This is a genomic window from Pantoea sp. y20, assembly GCF_054903455.1.
Genome location: NZ_JBUBNJ010000003.1, coordinates 151,647 through 167,992, shown reverse-complemented (window position 1 = coordinate 167,992; position 16,346 = coordinate 151,647). Strand labels below are relative to the sequence as shown.

The 16,346-nt window shown below is 47.9% G+C and carries 14 protein-coding genes; 12 read left to right on the top strand and 2 right to left on the bottom strand.

From position 1 onward, the window contains the following. Window positions 1–158: 158 nt before the first annotated feature. The 7 genes from ACYAC5_RS23985 (at window position 159) to ACYAC5_RS23955 (ending at window position 8,674) form a co-directional block, all read left to right on the top strand. Window positions 159–1,229: an isocitrate/isopropylmalate dehydrogenase family protein gene (locus ACYAC5_RS23985; RefSeq protein WP_462063471.1), complete on the top strand. Its 1,071-nt coding sequence runs from the start codon at window positions 159–161 to the stop codon at window positions 1,227–1,229. A 56-nt stretch (window positions 1,230–1,285) separates the two neighbouring features. Further along, complete coding sequence (locus ACYAC5_RS23980; protein WP_134187310.1) at window positions 1,286–1,942, top strand: arylsulfatase; 657 nt, start codon at window positions 1,286–1,288, stop codon at window positions 1,940–1,942. 41 nt (window positions 1,943–1,983) lie between these two features. After that, window positions 1,984–2,856: an amidohydrolase family protein gene (locus ACYAC5_RS23975; RefSeq protein ID WP_462063470.1), complete on the top strand. Its 873-nt coding sequence runs from the start codon at window positions 1,984–1,986 to the stop codon at window positions 2,854–2,856. Window positions 2,857–2,882: 26 nt separating this feature from the next. Further along, entirely contained in the window at window positions 2,883–4,268 is a 1,386-nt protein-coding gene (locus tag ACYAC5_RS23970; protein WP_462063469.1) for an MFS transporter, read from the top strand. After that, entirely contained in the window at window positions 4,228–4,938 is a 711-nt protein-coding gene (locus tag ACYAC5_RS23965) for a transporter substrate-binding domain-containing protein (protein WP_462063579.1), read from the top strand. The genes ACYAC5_RS23970 and ACYAC5_RS23965 overlap by 41 nt, the downstream gene beginning before the upstream one ends. 124 nt (window positions 4,939–5,062) lie before the next feature. Next, window positions 5,063–7,711 (top strand): aconitate hydratase AcnA, encoded by a 2,649-nt coding sequence (acnA, locus tag ACYAC5_RS23960; protein ID WP_462063468.1) that lies wholly within the window; start codon window positions 5,063–5,065, stop codon window positions 7,709–7,711. A gap of 9 nt (window positions 7,712–7,720) precedes the next feature. Beyond that, on the top strand, window positions 7,721–8,674 hold the full coding sequence (locus ACYAC5_RS23955) for a LysR family transcriptional regulator (protein ID WP_462063467.1): 954 nt from the start codon (window positions 7,721–7,723) through the stop codon (window positions 8,672–8,674). A gap of 1 nt (window position 8,675) precedes the next feature. On the opposite strand, the gene ACYAC5_RS23950 is transcribed toward ACYAC5_RS23955, so the two are convergent. After that, window positions 8,676–9,779: a lactonase family protein gene (locus ACYAC5_RS23950; protein WP_462063466.1), complete on the bottom strand. Its 1,104-nt coding sequence runs from the start codon at window positions 9,777–9,779 to the stop codon at window positions 8,676–8,678. A gap of 315 nt (window positions 9,780–10,094) precedes the next feature. On the opposite strand from ACYAC5_RS23950, the gene phbB reads away from it, so the two are divergent. Both phbB and ACYAC5_RS23940 read left to right on the top strand, forming a co-directional pair. Beyond that, complete coding sequence (gene phbB, locus ACYAC5_RS23945; RefSeq protein ID WP_462063465.1) at window positions 10,095–10,838, top strand: acetoacetyl-CoA reductase; 744 nt, start codon at window positions 10,095–10,097, stop codon at window positions 10,836–10,838. Between the two features lie 81 nt (window positions 10,839–10,919). Then, entirely contained in the window at window positions 10,920–12,257 is a 1,338-nt protein-coding gene (locus ACYAC5_RS23940) for a CitMHS family transporter (protein WP_462063464.1), read from the top strand. A 42-nt stretch (window positions 12,258–12,299) separates the two neighbouring features. Here the strand turns inward: ACYAC5_RS23940 and ACYAC5_RS23935 are convergent, their stop codons facing one another. Next, the gene (locus ACYAC5_RS23935) at window positions 12,300–13,187 is read right to left on the bottom strand and encodes a GntR family transcriptional regulator (protein WP_462063463.1); all 888 of its coding nucleotides are present in this window, start codon (window positions 13,185–13,187) and stop codon (window positions 12,300–12,302) included. Window positions 13,188–14,067: 880 nt separating this feature from the next. Between ACYAC5_RS23935 and ACYAC5_RS23930 the strand changes: the two genes are divergently transcribed. The 3 genes from ACYAC5_RS23930 to ACYAC5_RS23920 all read left to right on the top strand — a co-directional run bounded on the left by ACYAC5_RS23930 (window position 14,068) and on the right by ACYAC5_RS23920 (window position 16,217). Continuing rightward, entirely contained in the window at window positions 14,068–14,322 is a 255-nt protein-coding gene (locus tag ACYAC5_RS23930) for an ECs_2282 family putative zinc-binding protein (RefSeq protein WP_462063462.1), read from the top strand. Window positions 14,323–14,340: 18 nt separating this feature from the next. Beyond that, the gene (locus ACYAC5_RS23925) at window positions 14,341–14,820 is read left to right on the top strand and encodes a hypothetical protein (protein ID WP_462063461.1); all 480 of its coding nucleotides are present in this window, start codon (window positions 14,341–14,343) and stop codon (window positions 14,818–14,820) included. A 581-nt stretch (window positions 14,821–15,401) separates the two neighbouring features. Then, a complete protein-coding gene (locus tag ACYAC5_RS23920; RefSeq protein WP_462063460.1) occupies window positions 15,402–16,217 on the top strand; it encodes a DUF6694 family lipoprotein in 816 nt (271 codons plus the stop codon). Window positions 16,218–16,346 lie beyond the last annotated feature (129 nt).

The following is a 16,346-nucleotide window of genomic DNA, read 5'->3' as shown; positions in this document are numbered from 1 at the left end:
CTAAAGCTATAAAGCTTTTCATATAACTCACTGATTCAGCGTATAAATGTTCTAATGTGTTTTTTTTGTATCAGAAATGTGATCTCAATCACCTTGCCTTCAGTGCATTTATTGGTATAAAAATGCAATCGAAAACTGACCAACCATCTGGAGTATTTATGCGTATTTTGGTTCTGCCTTGTGACGGTATCGGCCCTGAGATCACTTCTGCTGCGGTAACTGTGCTGGAGTCACTGGATAAAGCGTATGGCCTGAACTTTGAGTTCGACTACGAAGACGTGGGTTTTAAAAGCCTGGAGTTACACGGTACTACGCTGCGCCAGGAATCACTCGACCGTGCCAAAACTTATGATGGCATTATCCTGGGTACACAGTCGCACGCTGACTATCCAGCACCGGAAAAAGGCGGTCGTAACGTTTCTGCAGGTTTCCGTATCGGTCTGGATCTTTACGCTAACGTGCGTCCGGCGCGTACCCGTCCATTCCTGACTTCAAATATGAAGGAAGGCAAATCTATGGATCTGGTGATCATGCGTGAGGCGACTGAAGGTTTCTATCCTGACCGCAATATGACTCGCGGCTGGGGTGAAGTGATGCCAAGCCCTGATATGGCGCTCTCGACCCGTAAAATCACCCGTCATTGCTCTGAACGTATTGCACGCAAGGCATTTGAGCTGGCGATGCAACGTCGTAAGAAAGTGACTGCTATTCATAAAGCGAACAGCTTCCACATGACTGACGGCCTGTTCCTTGAAGCCGTTCGTGATGTCGCGAAAGAGTTCCCTGAAGTTGAGCTGGATGATCTGTTGGTTGATGCATCAACTGCGCACCTGGTGCGTAATCCAGAGCGTTTCGACGTGCTGGTTGCTACCAACTTCTATGGCGACATCATCAGTGACCTGGCAAGTGAATTGTCCGGTAGCCTTGGTCTGGCAGGTTCAATCATGGCCAGCGATACCCATTGCTGCGCTCAGGCTCAACATGGTTCCGCACCGGACATTCAGAATCAGGACAAGGCTAACCCTGTGTCAATGATCCTGTCTGTTGCGATGATGCTGCAGTGGTACGCAGAGAAACACAATCAACCAAAATTCCTCAAAGCTGCTGAAGAGATCAGCCGTGCAATTGATGAAGTGTTGGAAAATCCAGAAACCCGCACGCCGGATCTGGGTGGCAAGTGTGGCACCAAAGCCTTTGCTGACAAAGTGGCTGCATCTATTCGCGCCTGATTTAACGTCATGAGGTTGCCGCAATTCAGCGGCAACCTGCTTTCATGGAGCCGAAGATGAATCAACGTATCGTTTTAATCCATGCAACGCCATTGGCCGTTGAGCCCATCAATCAGGCTTTTGCAGCCCAGTGGCCAGAAGCTGAGATCAGTAATTTATTAGATGATTCGCTGAGTACAGATCGTCGTAAGGTTACTTTGCTAAATGATCGTCTTTATAAGCGGATTGATTCACTGGTGAACTACGCCGAAAGCATTGATGCTGGCGCAGTTCTATTCACCTGTTCTGCGTTTGGCGAGGCCATTGATGCCAGTGCGGCAACACACGAATTGCCTGTTCTGAAGCCGAATGCCGCGATGTTTGAGGCTGCATTAGCTCAAGGTAAAAATATTGTTATGTTGGCAACCTTTGCTCCGGCTGTTGCGGGAATGGAAGCTGAATTTAATGAGCTGGTCCGCCAGGGTTATCGTGAAGCCACGCTCAAAAGTATCGTAGTTGAAGGCGCGCGTGATGCACTTGAGCAGGGTGATGCAAGCCGTCATAACGAACTACTTGTTCAGGCTGCGCGTGAACATCAAGACGCTGACGCCATTTTGCTTGCACATTTCTCAATGGCGATCGCCTGGGATCAGGTTCAGGCCGCTGTAACGTGCCCGGTGCTTAGCAGTCCGCATGCTGCGGTCTCAAAACTGAAAATATTAATGACGAATTAATTTATTCAGTCGAATCTAATTTTTTAAAAAAAGGCATCATCGTGGAAAGCCGAGATATATTGGCGGATGTGAAATATAGTCATATTTCTCACTCGCCTGAGTTCGTACTGCCAAATAATAGCTGCGACTGCCACCATCATATTTATGACAGGCGTTTTCCCTATGTGGCGGACGACACGCGAAATTTACCCGACGCAACTGTTGATGATTACAACCAGTTTAAAAAGTGGTTGGGACATTCTCGTCATGTGTTAGTGCAACCCTCTTCTTATGGAACAGATAATCGTTGTCTAACGGATGCGTTGGCTGCTTTCGGACCCAATGCACGCGGCGAGGCTGTGGTGAATGAGACCGTCAGTGACACTGAACTAGATGCATTGCAATTGGCGGGAGTTACGGGTGTTCGTTTCAATCTCGGCGCGGGTAATGCAACAACACCCGACATGATTTTACCTGTAGCGAATCGAGTCGCTGAGCGTGGCTGGCATGTGCAAATTCATGCCACTGCGGATCAACTTTGGGAACTACGACCACTTTTGCTTCAGATACCGGGAAACCTGGTCATTGATCACTACTTCCGCTTGCCTCCAAGTGCAACTTCGCATTCTTCATGGAGACTAGCCTGGGAGCTGATTGAGAGAGGCAAATGCTGGGTAAAACTTTCTGCGCTTTACCATCAATCACAACGTGATGATGTTTCAGATATGGCTGCATTAGTGAGTTGCTTCCTGCGCGAAGCTACAGAGCGTGTTTTATGGGGAAGTGACTGGCCACATCCCAATTTAATTAGTGCCAATAAAAATATGCCAGATGATGCATTGATACTATCGAAAATATACCACTGGGCGCATAACGATCAGGTTCGCCACAAGTTATTTGTGGAAAACCCGGCTGAACTTTACCGATTTAATTAATCGTATGCCAGACAAGGCCGAATATTATGATTACTCTGAACTCCACTGCTAAAAAAAATAGACCAACGCATTATCGTTATATGATTTTGCTGATGGTATTCCTCAGTATTGCGTTAAACCACGGCGACAGAGCAACCTTTTCTATTGCCGGAACGGACATGGTGAAATCTGCTGGTCTGGATATTGTTGCGCTTGGTTATCTGATCTCTACGTTCACCTGGGCATATGTTCTTGGGCAATATCCAGGCGGATGGTTACTCGACCGATACGGCTCCAAAAAAGTGCTGGTTACAGGCGTTTTCACCTGGTCATTTTTCGTTTTCCTCGTCGGTTTTAGTACCGCTTTCGACAATGTTTGGGTCACGCGTATCTTAATGTTTGGCTTCATCTTTATGATGGGGTTGATTGAAGCGCCTACGTTACCTGCTAACTCACGTTTCCTGGCAGCTTGGTTCCCGGCAAAAGAGCGCGGTAAAGCGTCTGGATTTACCACAGCTGCGCAATATTTTGCCCTCGTAGTCTTCCTGCCTCTGATGGGCTGGTTCTCATATTCATACGGCTGGGAATCTGTGTTCTGGTTCATGGGAGCTGTTGGTATTCTGGTTTCGCTGTTGATGACCCGCGTGCTTACCGATACGCCTAAAGTTCACCCACTGGTGAATCACGCCGAACTGGAATATATCCAGTCTGGTGGCGGTTTGACGAACATGAAGGCCAGCAAAAAAGGCGATAATGTAGGTAAAGGCTATACCCGAAAATTACTGACCAGCCGACTTGCGCTGGGCGTGTATATGGGCCAGTTCTTTTTCACTGTTCTCTCTTATTTCTTCCTGACCTGGTTCCCTGTCTACCTGGTTCATGATCGAGGTATGACCATTCTCAAAGCTGGCTTCATCGCTTCTTTGCCTGCGCTGTGCGGTTGTGCTGGAGCTCTGCTCGGTGGTGTGTTGTCTGATTATATGTTGGCGCGTGGCTTCAGCTTGTCAGCTGCACGTAAAACACCCATTGTTATCGGTATGCTGTTGGCTGTCAGTATGGTGATTTGTAACTATGTTGACTCGGCGTGGATTGTGGTGGCGATTATGTCGCTGGCTTTCTTCGGCAAAGGTTTCGGCGCTATGGGCTGGTGCGTAGTCTCTGATTTTTCGCCAAAAGAGGCTGTGGGCTTGAGTGGCGGGTTATTCAATATGATTGGTAATATCTCCGGGATATTCACACCCATCATTATCGCCTACATCATTAAAGACACTGGCTCGTTTAATGGAGCTTTGATTTTTGTCGGCGTCTGCGCTTTCCTCAATCTGTGCTGCTATCTGTTTGTGGCAGGAAAAATTCAGCGCCTGAATTTTGAAACGCCTAAGCAGGATCATGATGATGACTTCTCAGGAGAACCACATGCCAGCCACCGATGAAGGAACCACACTACGTTTCGCTATTAATTTAGGTAATGCTGTATTAGCCAAAACGCTGCCCGACGGGCAGCCTGGCGGTATAACTGTAGAAATTGCCAATAAAATTGCCGCGCAGCAGGGAAAAGTTGCGCAGTTCGTCACTTATCCTACGGCGGGTAAGGTGGTTGAGGATGCTACCAGCGATCGCTGGGATGTGGCCTTTTTGGCAATCGACCCAAAGCGCGAAGAAGTGCTGCGATTCACTCAGTCCTACATCACCATTGAAGGCACTGTTTTAGTCAAGGAAGGCAGTCACTGGAAAAGCGTTAGTGAGATGGACCAGGCAAACGTGGTAATTAATGTCGGTAAAGGTGCGGCTTACGATCTGTTTCTAACGCGAGAATTAAAGCAGGCAGCATTGAACCGGCTGGCTTCATCACAAGCGGCTATTGATGCGTTTCTCAATGGAGAAGGCGATATGGCTGCGGGGATCAGACAGCCAATAGAGCGTGCAGCTAAAGAAAATAGCGGCTATCGCGCACTACCCGACAACTTTGGGCAAATTTTTCAGGCGATCTGTTTGCCGCATAAAAATGAAAAACTCTTCAGCGAAATCAGCCATTATTTGAATAAGTGGCAGGAAAACGGGGCGATTGAGGAAATTATCAATCGAAACCTGGCTGAGGTGTAAAAAGAGACTAGCGTTCTCCTATGGAGAACGCTGCATTAGTCAAAGTTCAATTTTCATTCAAATCAGGGCATGAGACGTTATCCAGCAACGAACATAATTAGATTGCTGTAACGGAAGGTTTCTTATGACATCGCCCTCAACTCCGCAACGCTCACCGCTGGTCATTAACGACCGCCTTTATAACGTCATCGATCTGACTCACATCGTGCCGTTGGCCCAATTACAAACGTTGCCTTACAGCATTCGTATTTTGCTGGAGAACGTAGCACGATGCTCTTCGCATACGCTGCCGGAATTTCTCAATTATCTAACTGCGAAGTCTGCTCCAGGTGAAGTCGCGTTTTACCCGGATCGGTTGATGTTTCATGACACCACATGCCTACCGGCTCTGGCTGATTTTGCCGCGATGCGTGATCTTACCGCCGAGTTGGGTGGTGATCCGCGAGCGATAAATCCGCATATTCCCGCCGTACTGACAATAGACCACTCCGTAATCGTGGAGAGCTATGCCAGCGCTAATGCACTGGAAGATAACCTCACCTTTGAATTTCGCCGAAATGCAGAACGTTACCGTTTTATTCGCTGGGCAGAGAAAAGCCTAGATAATTTTCGGGTGATCCCGCCGGGTACCGGCATCATTCATTTAATGAATCTTGAGGCCATAGCGGAAGTCGTTACGATTGATGAGCGTGAAGCCATCCCTTTGCTGCATGCCGATTGCATGATTGCGACCGACAGCCATACCCCCATGATCAATGCCCTTGGTGTTTTGGGCTGGGGCGTCGGTGGGCTGGAAGGACAGGCGGCTTTGGTGGGTGAACCCATAACGCTGCGTTTCCCGGATGTGGTCGGTATTTCCGTGTCAGGTCAGCTGCCACCGGACGTCAGCGACAGCGATCTGGCACTGCACATTACGCGCCTGTTACGTGAAAACGGCGTGGTGGGCAAATTTGTAGAGTTCACCGGGCCATCGCTGCACACCATGCCACTGGAATCACGCGCGACCATTGCGAATATGGCACCCGAGTATGGCGCTACAGTGGTGTTCTTCCCGTTTGATGAGCGCAGTGCAGAGTACGTCAACATGACGGGGCGCAGTGAAGAACAACAGGCAATTATCCATAGTTACATGCATCATCAGCATCTGTGGCGCTCCCCCGGCGATATCCAGCCAACCTTTACCCAACTGATTGAGCTGGATCTGGGCACGATTCAACCCTGCGTTGCGGGGCCCTATAACCCGCATCAACAAATACCGCTTAGCGAATCACCTAACAGTTTTCTGCAAACGCTGACACCCGCACAGCGTGATTTGCAATGGCACCATGACGATTACCCGCAATCCGTTAAACAGGGTGCGGTCGCCATTGCAGCCATCACCAGCTGTACTACAACGGCCAATCCGTGGCTGGTGATTCAGGCCGCCTTATTTGCGCGCAATGCCGCACGTTTGGGTTTAAAACCTAAGCCCTGGGTTAAGACCTCATTTTCACCCGGCTCTCGCGCTGTTACCGATTACCTTGGAGAATCCGGCCTACTTAGCGAGCTGGAAAAAGTGGGATTTGATGTCGCAGGGTATGGATGCATGACCTGCATTGGCAGTTCAGGGGCTTTGCAACCGGCTATGGAAATGCTGGTGCGTGATGGCCTTCAGGCAGTCTGTGTGCTTTCAGGCAACCGCAACTTTCCACGTCGCGTAAATCCCAGCCTCGGGCATGGTTACCTCACTTCACCGGCACTGGTGATTGCATGGGCTATCGCCGGGAATATGCAGCACGATATGTTGAGCGATCCACTGGGTTACGATGCAGATGACAGGCCCATTTTGATGCGCGATTTAATGCCGGGTCGCGAAGAAGTTGAGCAATGGGTGAAAGCAACGATGAAGCGTGAACATTACATTCAGCGCCGAGACATCATCTGGCAGGGAACACCTCACTGGCAGCAGATTGAAGCGCCGGGTAGCGTGCATTATCCATGGGAATCCACCTCAACTTATTTACGGCGCCCAGGCTATCTCGAACGTTTACCGCGCGATCCGGCGGAACCGCTTTCGCTGACGAATGCCCGACCCTTTCTCTGGTTTGGCGATGACGTCACCACCGATCACATTTCACCAGCGGGCGCGATTTCTGGCGACAGTCTGGCCGGTCAGTGGTTATTGGAGCATCACGAAGATCCACAGGATCTCAACCTTTACTCCACACGGCGCAGTAACCATGAAGTCATGGTTCGCGGCGCCTTTACCAATAAAGCGCTATCCAATCGTTTGTTACCGGCAGACCAGCGCGGCGGCGGCGGTTTTGCCTGGGATGCGAGTCATCAACACATCCTTCCGGCTTTTGAAGCCGCCCAAACCTGGCTGGCTACAGGTACGCCGCTGGTTGTGTTAGCGAATGAGCGTTATGGCGCGGGATCGAGCCGTGACTGGGCAGCAAAAGCGCAGGCTTTGATGGGGGTAAAAGCGGTGATTGCCAACAGTTTTGAACGCATACACCGCACCAATCTTATTGGGATGGGCATTTTCCCCCTGCATTTCATGGCAGGCGAGGCAGAAAAACTGCCGGAGATGGAAGGCAGCGAAGTGCTGGACATCATTGGACTGGAGGCGATCGAACCGGGTAGAACGCCGCTGCTGCTGAACATCAGCCGTGACGGCAGGCAGATTGCTGCGATCGGCCTTGAGGCAGTGATAGACTCCCAGCAAGAGCTGCGCTATCTGCGTTATGGCGGAATTCTGCCTTTCGTCATTCAGCAAACCCTCACAGATTAAAGGATGCCTATGCGTTACGATCTGGTCTCACTCTCGTTGTTTGTCGCGGTGGCGGAGGAGCAGAATCTCACCCGTGCAGCGCGACGCAAGCATTTGGCTGTTTCAGCTGTGAGCAAGCGCATTGCTGAGCTTGAGCAGCGAATCGGCACACCCTTAATGTTGCGCTTACCGCGCGGCATTGAACTTACGCCAGCCGGTCACTCATTGTTGTTCCATGCACGCCAGGTGTTTCGTAATCTTGATCAGATGGAAGAGGAGCTGAGTGATTACGTGGCTGGCGTACGCGGTCACATCCGTATCTTCACTATCTCAGCAGCACTGATGCATTACCTGCCGCGTGCCATAAGCCAGTTTCTGACACACTACCCACATACCGATATTGATATTGAAGAGCACACAGGGATTGGCGTGGTTCAGGGACTGTTACAGGGCGATGCAGATGTGGGTTTCTTTTCCAGCTGGACGCCCGCTTCAGGTATCGAAGTCTGGCCATGGCAGCATGACCAACTATCGGTTCTGGTGTGGCAGGGACATCCGTTAGCTGAATGCAGCTCTCTGCAGTTGGCCGATTGTATGGATGAAAAAATAATCGGCCCTCATAGGGAAAGCGCCGTGAGCCATATTCTGGATCGTGAAGCCAGAAAGCTTGGCAAAGCTCTCAACATCGGCCTGAGAGTGAGTAGTTTTGTCTCGATGGCTGAACTGGTTACGCAGCGGCTGGGCATCGCCATCTTACCCGTTAATGAAATCGCGCAAACGCGTAACAATGACGCTTTAAAATGTATTCCGCTTATTGAGCCATGGGCTAAGCGTGAGCTCTACGTGGGTGTGAAGAGCTATGCATTAGCTTCCCCTTCAGTTAAAGCATTTATAGAAAATGTTACGCCGTCAAAACGGCCAAACGTTGAAGAAGAGGAGCAAACATTTGAGACCAGCTTCAATGACGCTGGTCTCAAACACTGAATTAGCTGGAGAACACAATACAAGTTGGGCTGGCAGTGAATATTTCTTTGCCGGTATCTTTGAGCATGCCGGTTTCTTCATTAATGCTGAAAATACGGATGGTATCCGAGTCCTCATTGGCACTGTAAAAACGCTTTCCATCAGCAGAGATGGTGGTAAAGCGCGGGGTGTTTCCACCGCAATAAACCCAACCTGAAGGTGTCAGGCTACCATCGAGCTGATCGATTCTGAATACTGCAATGCTGTCATGACCACGGTTTGCAGCATATAAAAATCGCCCAGATGGATGCACTTCAATTTCGCTGGCGTCATTACGTTCTTCAAACCCTTCTGGCAAGCTGCTATGCGTTTCCTTCAGAGTAAGATTGCCAGTTTCCCGATCAAAGTCGAAAACGGTGATGGTATTGCCAAGTTCGCTCAAGCTGTAAAGCCAGTTGCCACGCGGGTGAAAGTCAACATGACGCGGCCAGGTTCCCGCAGGCAACAGCACTTCATCATTCAACAGTGACTGCTCATCTCGCCATTGATAAATCCGCACCATATCGATGCCATTCCCCGCCTTACGTCCCTGAATTGGAAGGGCATAGAAGTCACTGTTGGGAGCAAAAATAATTTCATGAGGGCGTGACATGCTGGGTGCTTCATCCGAGTGCGCGTGTCCTTCAACCCTTGCCAAATGACCGGGAGCAAGTAGCGTGTCGTCATCCGCAAACGCCAGTGCCGCAACGTTTCCACCTTCATGGTTAGCAATTAACAGATGATGGCCATCAGGTGTAAGTGCTGCATGAACCGGATTATTGCGTCGTAGTGGATCAAGATCTGGATGTGCATTTTGCGGCCCAGTGGTTTGCTCCGATAATAATGTCAGGGTGCCTGCCAAAGGATTGCGTGCAAAAATCGCAATCTGATTGCCATCACCATGCAGCACATACAAGCGATTACGTTTTTCATCTAACGTTAGCCAGGACGGGTTTTCCTGAACAGATATGACACGCTGGATGTGATGCCAGTTGCCTGATTCATCTATACGGTAAACCTCGATTCCTTTTCCGCGCGCACCGCGCCATTCGGATGTACGGCAGCCAACATAGGCGAACTTATCCATTTACAACTCCAATAGTGCAATGTGCATTTATTTAATCATAAGTGCAGAAATCAACTTGTGATGGATGTCACGATTTCATTTTGAGCCTTGTCAGGATCAAACTAATGCGCCTGTTTTTAGCTTTCTCGTCTTAAAAATCCTGCCAGAACAGGATTGCACCGGAAAACCCTCATTGCATTTGAAGTTAATTAAATGCAGAAATTTAACGATCATGGTCACAATTTCAACGGTCCGATATTGCTAAAAAAAAGCGCAAGTCGCTTACTGTTAACAAGTCGTAAAAACTGTTACATAAATGCATCTGGGAGAAGGGTTATGACCCAACGTATTGCGTATGTCACATCCGGGATGGGAAGCCTCGGAACCGCTATTTGTCGCCGTCTGGCGAAGGATGGTTTTAAAGTAATTGCAGGATGCGGCCCCAATTCTCAACGTAAAGCAGCTTGGCTAGACGATAATAAAAAGCTTGGCTTTGATTTTATTGCTTCAGAAGGCAACGTTGCCGACTGGGAATCAACAGTAAAAGCCTTTGAAAAAATAAAAAGTGAAATTGGTGAGATCGACGTATTAGTTAATAATGCAGGCACAGCACGCAACGTGTTATTTAGAGATATGCAACCGCAGGAATGGCAAGCGGTTATTAATACCAACATGAACTCATTATTCAACGTCACTAAGCAAGTCGTTGATGGCATGATGTCGCGAGGCTGGGGGCGCATTATCAATATTTCTTCCGTAAATGCGCAAATCGGTCAAACCGGCCAGGTTAACTACTCCACAGCTAAATCTGCAGTCCGTGGTTTTACGCGTGCGCTGGCACGTGAAGTCTCTGCACGCGGCGTGACAGTGAACACGGTCTCACCGGGTTATCTGGCCACATCTAAACTGAAGACGGTCACACCTGTTCAGGTTATTGATAAAATCGTCCAGGAAATTCCAGTCCGTCGTTTAGGTTCTCCACAGGAGATCGCGTCCATTTGTTCCTGGCTAGCATCAGATGAGTCAGGGTTCGCTACAGGCGCTGATTTCTCTGTTAATGGCGGCCTGCATATGGGCTAATTAATTAACAGTAAGTCCGGGTAAAAATCTTCGTAAATTAATTATCACGCATATTAGAAATAATATGCGTTGGAGGCTCTTATGCTCTCGCTTCTGGGATATGGCATGATTGGGGTCTTTATGATCCTCATCATGACAAAAAAACTTTCTGCACTCGTCGCTCTGATTATTATTCCAATAATATTTGCTCTGCTTGCAGGATTCGGTGGAGAGATGGGCGAAATGATGATTGAGGGACTTAAAAAAGTCGCTCCAACGGCCATCATGGTTATTTTTGCCATTCTCTACTTCAGCACCATGTTTGATACCGGATTATTTGATCCCATTATTCGTTTCTTCCTGCGAATAATTAATGGTGACCCGGTTAAAGCAGTTATGTGTAGCGCGGTTCTGGCGGCGATGGTGTCACTTGATGGTGACGGTTCAACCACCTATATGATCTGTGTGACTGCCATGCTGCCGCTGTTCAAGCGCATCCGTCTGGACCCATTAGCATTAACCTGTGTGGTGTTCCTATCAGGTAGTATCACCAACCTTCTGCCATGGGGTGGTCCATTAGCCCGCGTTGCAGCTTCACTTAAGGTTGAGTCAAGCGATCTGTTTATTCCATTGATCCCAACAATGGTGTGTGGCTTTGTCGGCGTGCTGGTTCTTTCGTGGTATATCGGCATTCGTGAACGCCGTCGTTTAGGCAAGTTGAGTATCAATACCAACGGATATGGCTCAGTAACGGAAGATGATGCAGAAAGCTATCTGCCAGCAATTAATGAAGTAAATGAAGAGTTGCGCCGTCCTAAGTTGTTTTGGCTCAACGCCGGTTTGACCTTACTTCTGATGGGCTCACTGGTTATGGAACTGTTGCCACTGTCAGTATTATTCATGGTGGCGTTTGCACTCGCACTGCTGATTAACTATCCCCACATTGATGCACAGCGTCAGCGTATTGCAGCGCATGCACCGGCCGCACTTAACCAAACGTCTATCTTCCTGGCGGCAGGGATCTTTGCTGGAATTCTTTCGGGAACCGGCATGGTCACAGCAATGTCAGCTTCTCTACTGGACGTGTTGCCTGATTCCTGGGGGCCATATCTGGCACCGATTACTGCACTGATTAGTCTTCCGGGCACGTTCTTTATGTCTAATGATGCCTTCTACTATGGTGTACTGCCGGTGCTGGCCGAGGCTGCGAAAGTATACGGTATCGACCCGGTAGAAATTGGCCGTGCATCGTTAGTTGGTCAGCCAATTCACTTACTAAGCCCTTTAGTGGCATCCACTTATCTCTTGGTTGGTCTGGCCGGAGTGGAATTCAGTGACCATCAAAAATACACCTTTAAGTGGGCATTCCTGCTCTGCATGATCTTCCTGGCATCGGGTCTTTTGTTGGGGCTCTATCCGCTGTATTCACCCGCTGGATAATATCGTTAGAGCAATAAAAAATGGCCCGAAAGGGCCATTTTTTTATACACCAATGCTGCGTTGTTTCTTGTTCTCCAGCGCCACCGCAAGATGCTGTTTCATCATGTAGGACGCCTCGATAAGCTGTCCAGATTCAATCAATGACAGCAGGTGTATGTGATCTTTAACTTCAGCGTAGTAACGGCTGCGGTCATCCATGATGCGATAATCCATCAGACGTCGCATACGGTTAACGTTGCGTAGTGAAATCTCAAAAAATGGATTATTTGAGAAACTAATTACGGTTTCATGAAAACGATAACCGGCAAGCTGCAGTTGGGTTGGAGACAAGCGCTCGATACCACTTTCCAGAAGCATAACCAGTTCACGTTTGATCTCATCAATCTTGCTCTGTGGCGCTTTAAACGTTGATTCAAGAATGGCCATCGGTTCAATGACCATACGGAAGCTGAAGATATGCTCAAGGGCAGCCTTCGTCTTGGCGACCGGTAAAAAACGCCAGCCATATCCCTGTTTGCGCTCAACCCATCCTTCACTGATACCGCGCGCCAAAATGGTAGTGAGCTGTGTTTTAGAAAGGTTGTAACGCTTTAACAAATAAAGTTCGTTAACTTCTGATTCAATCTTATCCTGCAACCAATCTTCAGCTAGCTGATAATACTCAGGTAAATCGCTGTCGGCTTCACTTTCATTAGTGCTCTTGAGAGGCGGAGCATAATCCTGTTTAACGAAAAATCCGCGGTTACGCTGCTGCTCAAGTATGCCTTTATGTTCAAGATAGACTAATGCCTCACGCACCGGCGAGCGTGATACGTCAAATGACTCTGCCAGCTTTGGCACGCTTATATGCCCACCTGCTACCAATCCGCCACTGTCGATCATCGCGATGATTTTCTGCGATAGCCTTTCTGTAAGAGCACTTATTTTCATGCTGATAGCCCTTGAATATTCGGTCAGAAGTACAAAATCCAACAGAATAATTGCATTTAAAAATGATTAAATGCAATTAAAAATGCAATTAGTTATAGTTGATCACTCTATTTTATTGATAGATAGTGCAATTTTCTGGACCTTGAGGAAACTGGGCTTCATCATCAGCTTTGATAATTCGACCAGCGAATGCAGAATACCCGAGTGGATCCCTATGACTTAATCTGGCGTACGTTTTACCTTTACCCTCATATTTGGATTTTAATAATCGGCTACATGCTTGAAATATCCGACAGCTTGCGTGACAAGCACACGGAAAGTTTAAGGTTTAAGCAGGGAGTGACAGCGCACGCTTAATATTATCAACCTCAACTTCCGGCTGTGTTTGAGCACCTTCCACTTAAAGACTGTTCCGTTACGTATCTAACACGGTGTTTGTTCAAGTGGGCTAAAGGTCATGATCTGATGATATTCCTCAATAAACCTAAGCTTTAGCAACGTCCGCTTTTGGCACGAAGTGGACGATAGCAACAACAGCCTGACGGCGTAAGGCCGGGTCAACCCTGCGTTGGCTGACGTCGGTGCGCACCATATCTTGGCGGGAAAACAGCGTTTAACACCTGCAGCCGGCTGGTGCCGATGCGAGCTACAGCACGGCTTTGTCTGACAAGAATGGAAGAGACAGCGCGAAACTGATGTTTGCTTGAGCGAATTGCGGACGTCAAAATCATGACGTCATGGTATTACTACCAAATTGAACCTAATATAGCTTTAGGGTATTTATAATGTTTGCGCTCGTTTTTGATGGTGAATCTGAGCTAAAAAGTGTATTGAGATTCACAATTCGTAATCTTTGTTCTGGTTCTTATTGGAGAAAAATATGAAGCTGAATCCTGAAAAATATAAAAGAAATGTTGCTTTATTATGTCCTGTCTGCGGGAACCCAGAGATGGAATATACTGAAGAACCTGAGGTGGTGAAATGCACGAACTGTGGCATAGAATTAACGAAAGACGAGTTAATTCAGGAAAATGGATCAAGTATTGATGCTCATGTTAATGAGATAAAAAAGGAGTTATCGAAGGATATACAGAAACAGTTTAGTAATATATTTAAAAAAAATTCAAGTAATTGAAAGTATAAGGATATAACAATGTCGACAAGTGACCTTATCGCTTTTGGTGCGCTTGCAGTATCAATCTATACTGTTATTGCATCCGAAATTAAATCAAGGAAAAATGATAAAGAACAGCGAGTTATAAAAGATGAGCAAGACAGGTTGCGTAAGCTTATCCTGGAAAAAGAAACAAAGTCTGCCATTAGTGAAATGAAGGCAGAGCTTGGTGCGAGAATAGTTAATCCATCAAGCAACAGATACAGGTTAAAAATCTACAATAGAGGTAAGGTAGAGGCAAGAAACATAGATGTTCACTTTCCTGATAATGATGGTGATGAATACCTGATAATGTCTGAAGTAAAAGATAAATTTCCGTATGAGTTATTGCGTCCTCAACAGGCAGTGGAGATGATCGCATCAATAAGTTTTGGGAGCAAAACGAAGTATCGCATTAAGATCACTTGGGATGATGATTACCAGAAAGGTAATGTCGGCGACTTTTATCTCTCAATATAGCTTATTTAAAGCTTATTTTCATATCAACCGACGTTCAGAAAAAAGTAATACTATATCTATTGAAGATGAACGCCTAAACATCCCTGATGACTCCGGCATGTCTGCATGGCTATCCAGTGATAACTGGTTCTGCACGGATTAGCTCACGCAGGGGTTGGAAACATCCGCTTCTGGCACTGACAGGACATTGTAAAAATATCCTTTTGGCCCCTTGGGGCTCCTCGACAGGCCCGGCCCGGATCACAGGCAGAATCGGAGTTTCGTGCCTGACGCTACGTACATTATCCTGATCCTGCTGTTATGAAAATCTGAACTTTATATTTTCGCAGCCTACCCACCAACTCTCCAACTTGACGTCCTTTTAGGACGTACCCATTCTCTGCGGTCTTAACAATGCTTAACAACTCTGTATGTATGGATGCCTTGTTGTTTTCAGTAAATCCCGTCCCAAGCGGTTTAGTCTCGCATCAGAGTTAAGAGATTGACAGTTCTTCTAATCATTTTCGTGCTAAGTGCTTCCAAATGTTTCATTGAAAGTTTAGGATTTATCCTACTTCAGTGTTTCTGTATTAGGGATGGTAATGAGAAGAGTGTGGGTTGCGCTAGCTATAACACTAGCACTGGCTGGCTGTGATCAGCCAAGAATTGATACCTCCAGTGATGAGAACATGAAGTCCTCAATACAGAAGGTCAGAGCGTCACTGCCTGAGGATAAGCGTGCATCTTATGATGATGCGCTCAAGGTAGTCGCTTTCAGCCATCTTAACCTCAGGGATCTCATGCAGGCGGGGATGACTAAAAATACCGTCGGTATTGAGGCGCAGATGAAAAGCGACCTGTCCGGGAAAACCGGTGATGAAGTCATCTCTTATGCTGAAAAGGTGCGGGAGGAACGGGCCCAAAAAGAACGTACTCAGGCCTTGCAGGAAATCGCGGAGCTTGAACAAAAACAGAAAAGCGCGCAGGCAAGCCTTAAACAGCTAGAGGCTTTAGGCATCACTCGCTCGCGTTTCTACTTCCAGAAAAAACAATACGGTCGCGACCAACCTATTATCGCGCTGAGTGTTGAGAATGGCACCCCCAAAGCGGTATCTCGCGCCTACTTCCGTGGGGTCATCTCAAGTCCGGGACGAGAAGTGCCCTGGTTCACTGACACCTTCAATTATCAAATCTCAGGCGGACTTGAGCCAGGTGAGAAAGCAGACTGGGAGCTCGCGCCCAATCCTTTTTCAGACTGGGGCAAAGTCGAAGCGCCAGGAGATGCTGTCTTCACGGTAACAGTGATCCGCATTGATGACGCCCAGGGTAACCCGGTGTTCGGTGATGCTGAATTCACTGAGCGCGATGCAAACCGCCTCGCTGAACTGAAAGGCCGTTATCCAGGGGCGGTCCCCTGAACTCAAGTTGATACAGCGAACAGTCAATGATGGATATTCCCTGAGCCTCTAAGTCGTGGCTGCAGGGGATCTCTTTACGTAGCACTGCCCCTTCTCTGAATCTGTTCCTCGAGGCCAGTAGCTGACCCG

Bases quoted from the DNA above. Each gene is read 5' to 3' on its own strand.
- ACYAC5_RS23980 (WP_134187310.1), top strand. From the start codon at position 1,286: ATGAATCAACGTATCGTTTTAATCCATGCAACGCCATTGGCCGTTGAG.
- ACYAC5_RS23965 (WP_462063579.1), top strand. From the start codon at position 4,228: ATGATGACTTCTCAGGAGAACCACATGCCAGCCACCGATGAAGGAACC.
- ACYAC5_RS23920 (WP_462063460.1), top strand. From the start codon at position 15,402: ATGAGAAGAGTGTGGGTTGCGCTAGCTATAACACTAGCACTGGCTGGC.
- ACYAC5_RS23940 (WP_462063464.1), top strand. From the start codon at position 10,920: ATGCTCTCGCTTCTGGGATATGGCATGATTGGGGTCTTTATGATCCTC.
- ACYAC5_RS23970 (WP_462063469.1), top strand. From the start codon at position 2,883: ATGATTACTCTGAACTCCACTGCTAAAAAAAATAGACCAACGCATTAT.
- ACYAC5_RS23950 (WP_462063466.1), bottom strand. From the start codon at position 9,779: ATGGATAAGTTCGCCTATGTTGGCTGCCGTACATCCGAATGGCGCGGT.
- ACYAC5_RS23930 (WP_462063462.1), top strand. From the start codon at position 14,068: ATGAAGCTGAATCCTGAAAAATATAAAAGAAATGTTGCTTTATTATGT.
- ACYAC5_RS23925 (WP_462063461.1), top strand. From the start codon at position 14,341: ATGTCGACAAGTGACCTTATCGCTTTTGGTGCGCTTGCAGTATCAATC.
- ACYAC5_RS23935 (WP_462063463.1), bottom strand. From the start codon at position 13,187: ATGAAAATAAGTGCTCTTACAGAAAGGCTATCGCAGAAAATCATCGCG.
- ACYAC5_RS23985 (WP_462063471.1), top strand. From the start codon at position 159: ATGCGTATTTTGGTTCTGCCTTGTGACGGTATCGGCCCTGAGATCACT.
- phbB (WP_462063465.1), top strand. From the start codon at position 10,095: ATGACCCAACGTATTGCGTATGTCACATCCGGGATGGGAAGCCTCGGA.
- acnA (WP_462063468.1), top strand. From the start codon at position 5,063: ATGACATCGCCCTCAACTCCGCAACGCTCACCGCTGGTCATTAACGAC.
- ACYAC5_RS23955 (WP_462063467.1), top strand. From the start codon at position 7,721: ATGCGTTACGATCTGGTCTCACTCTCGTTGTTTGTCGCGGTGGCGGAG.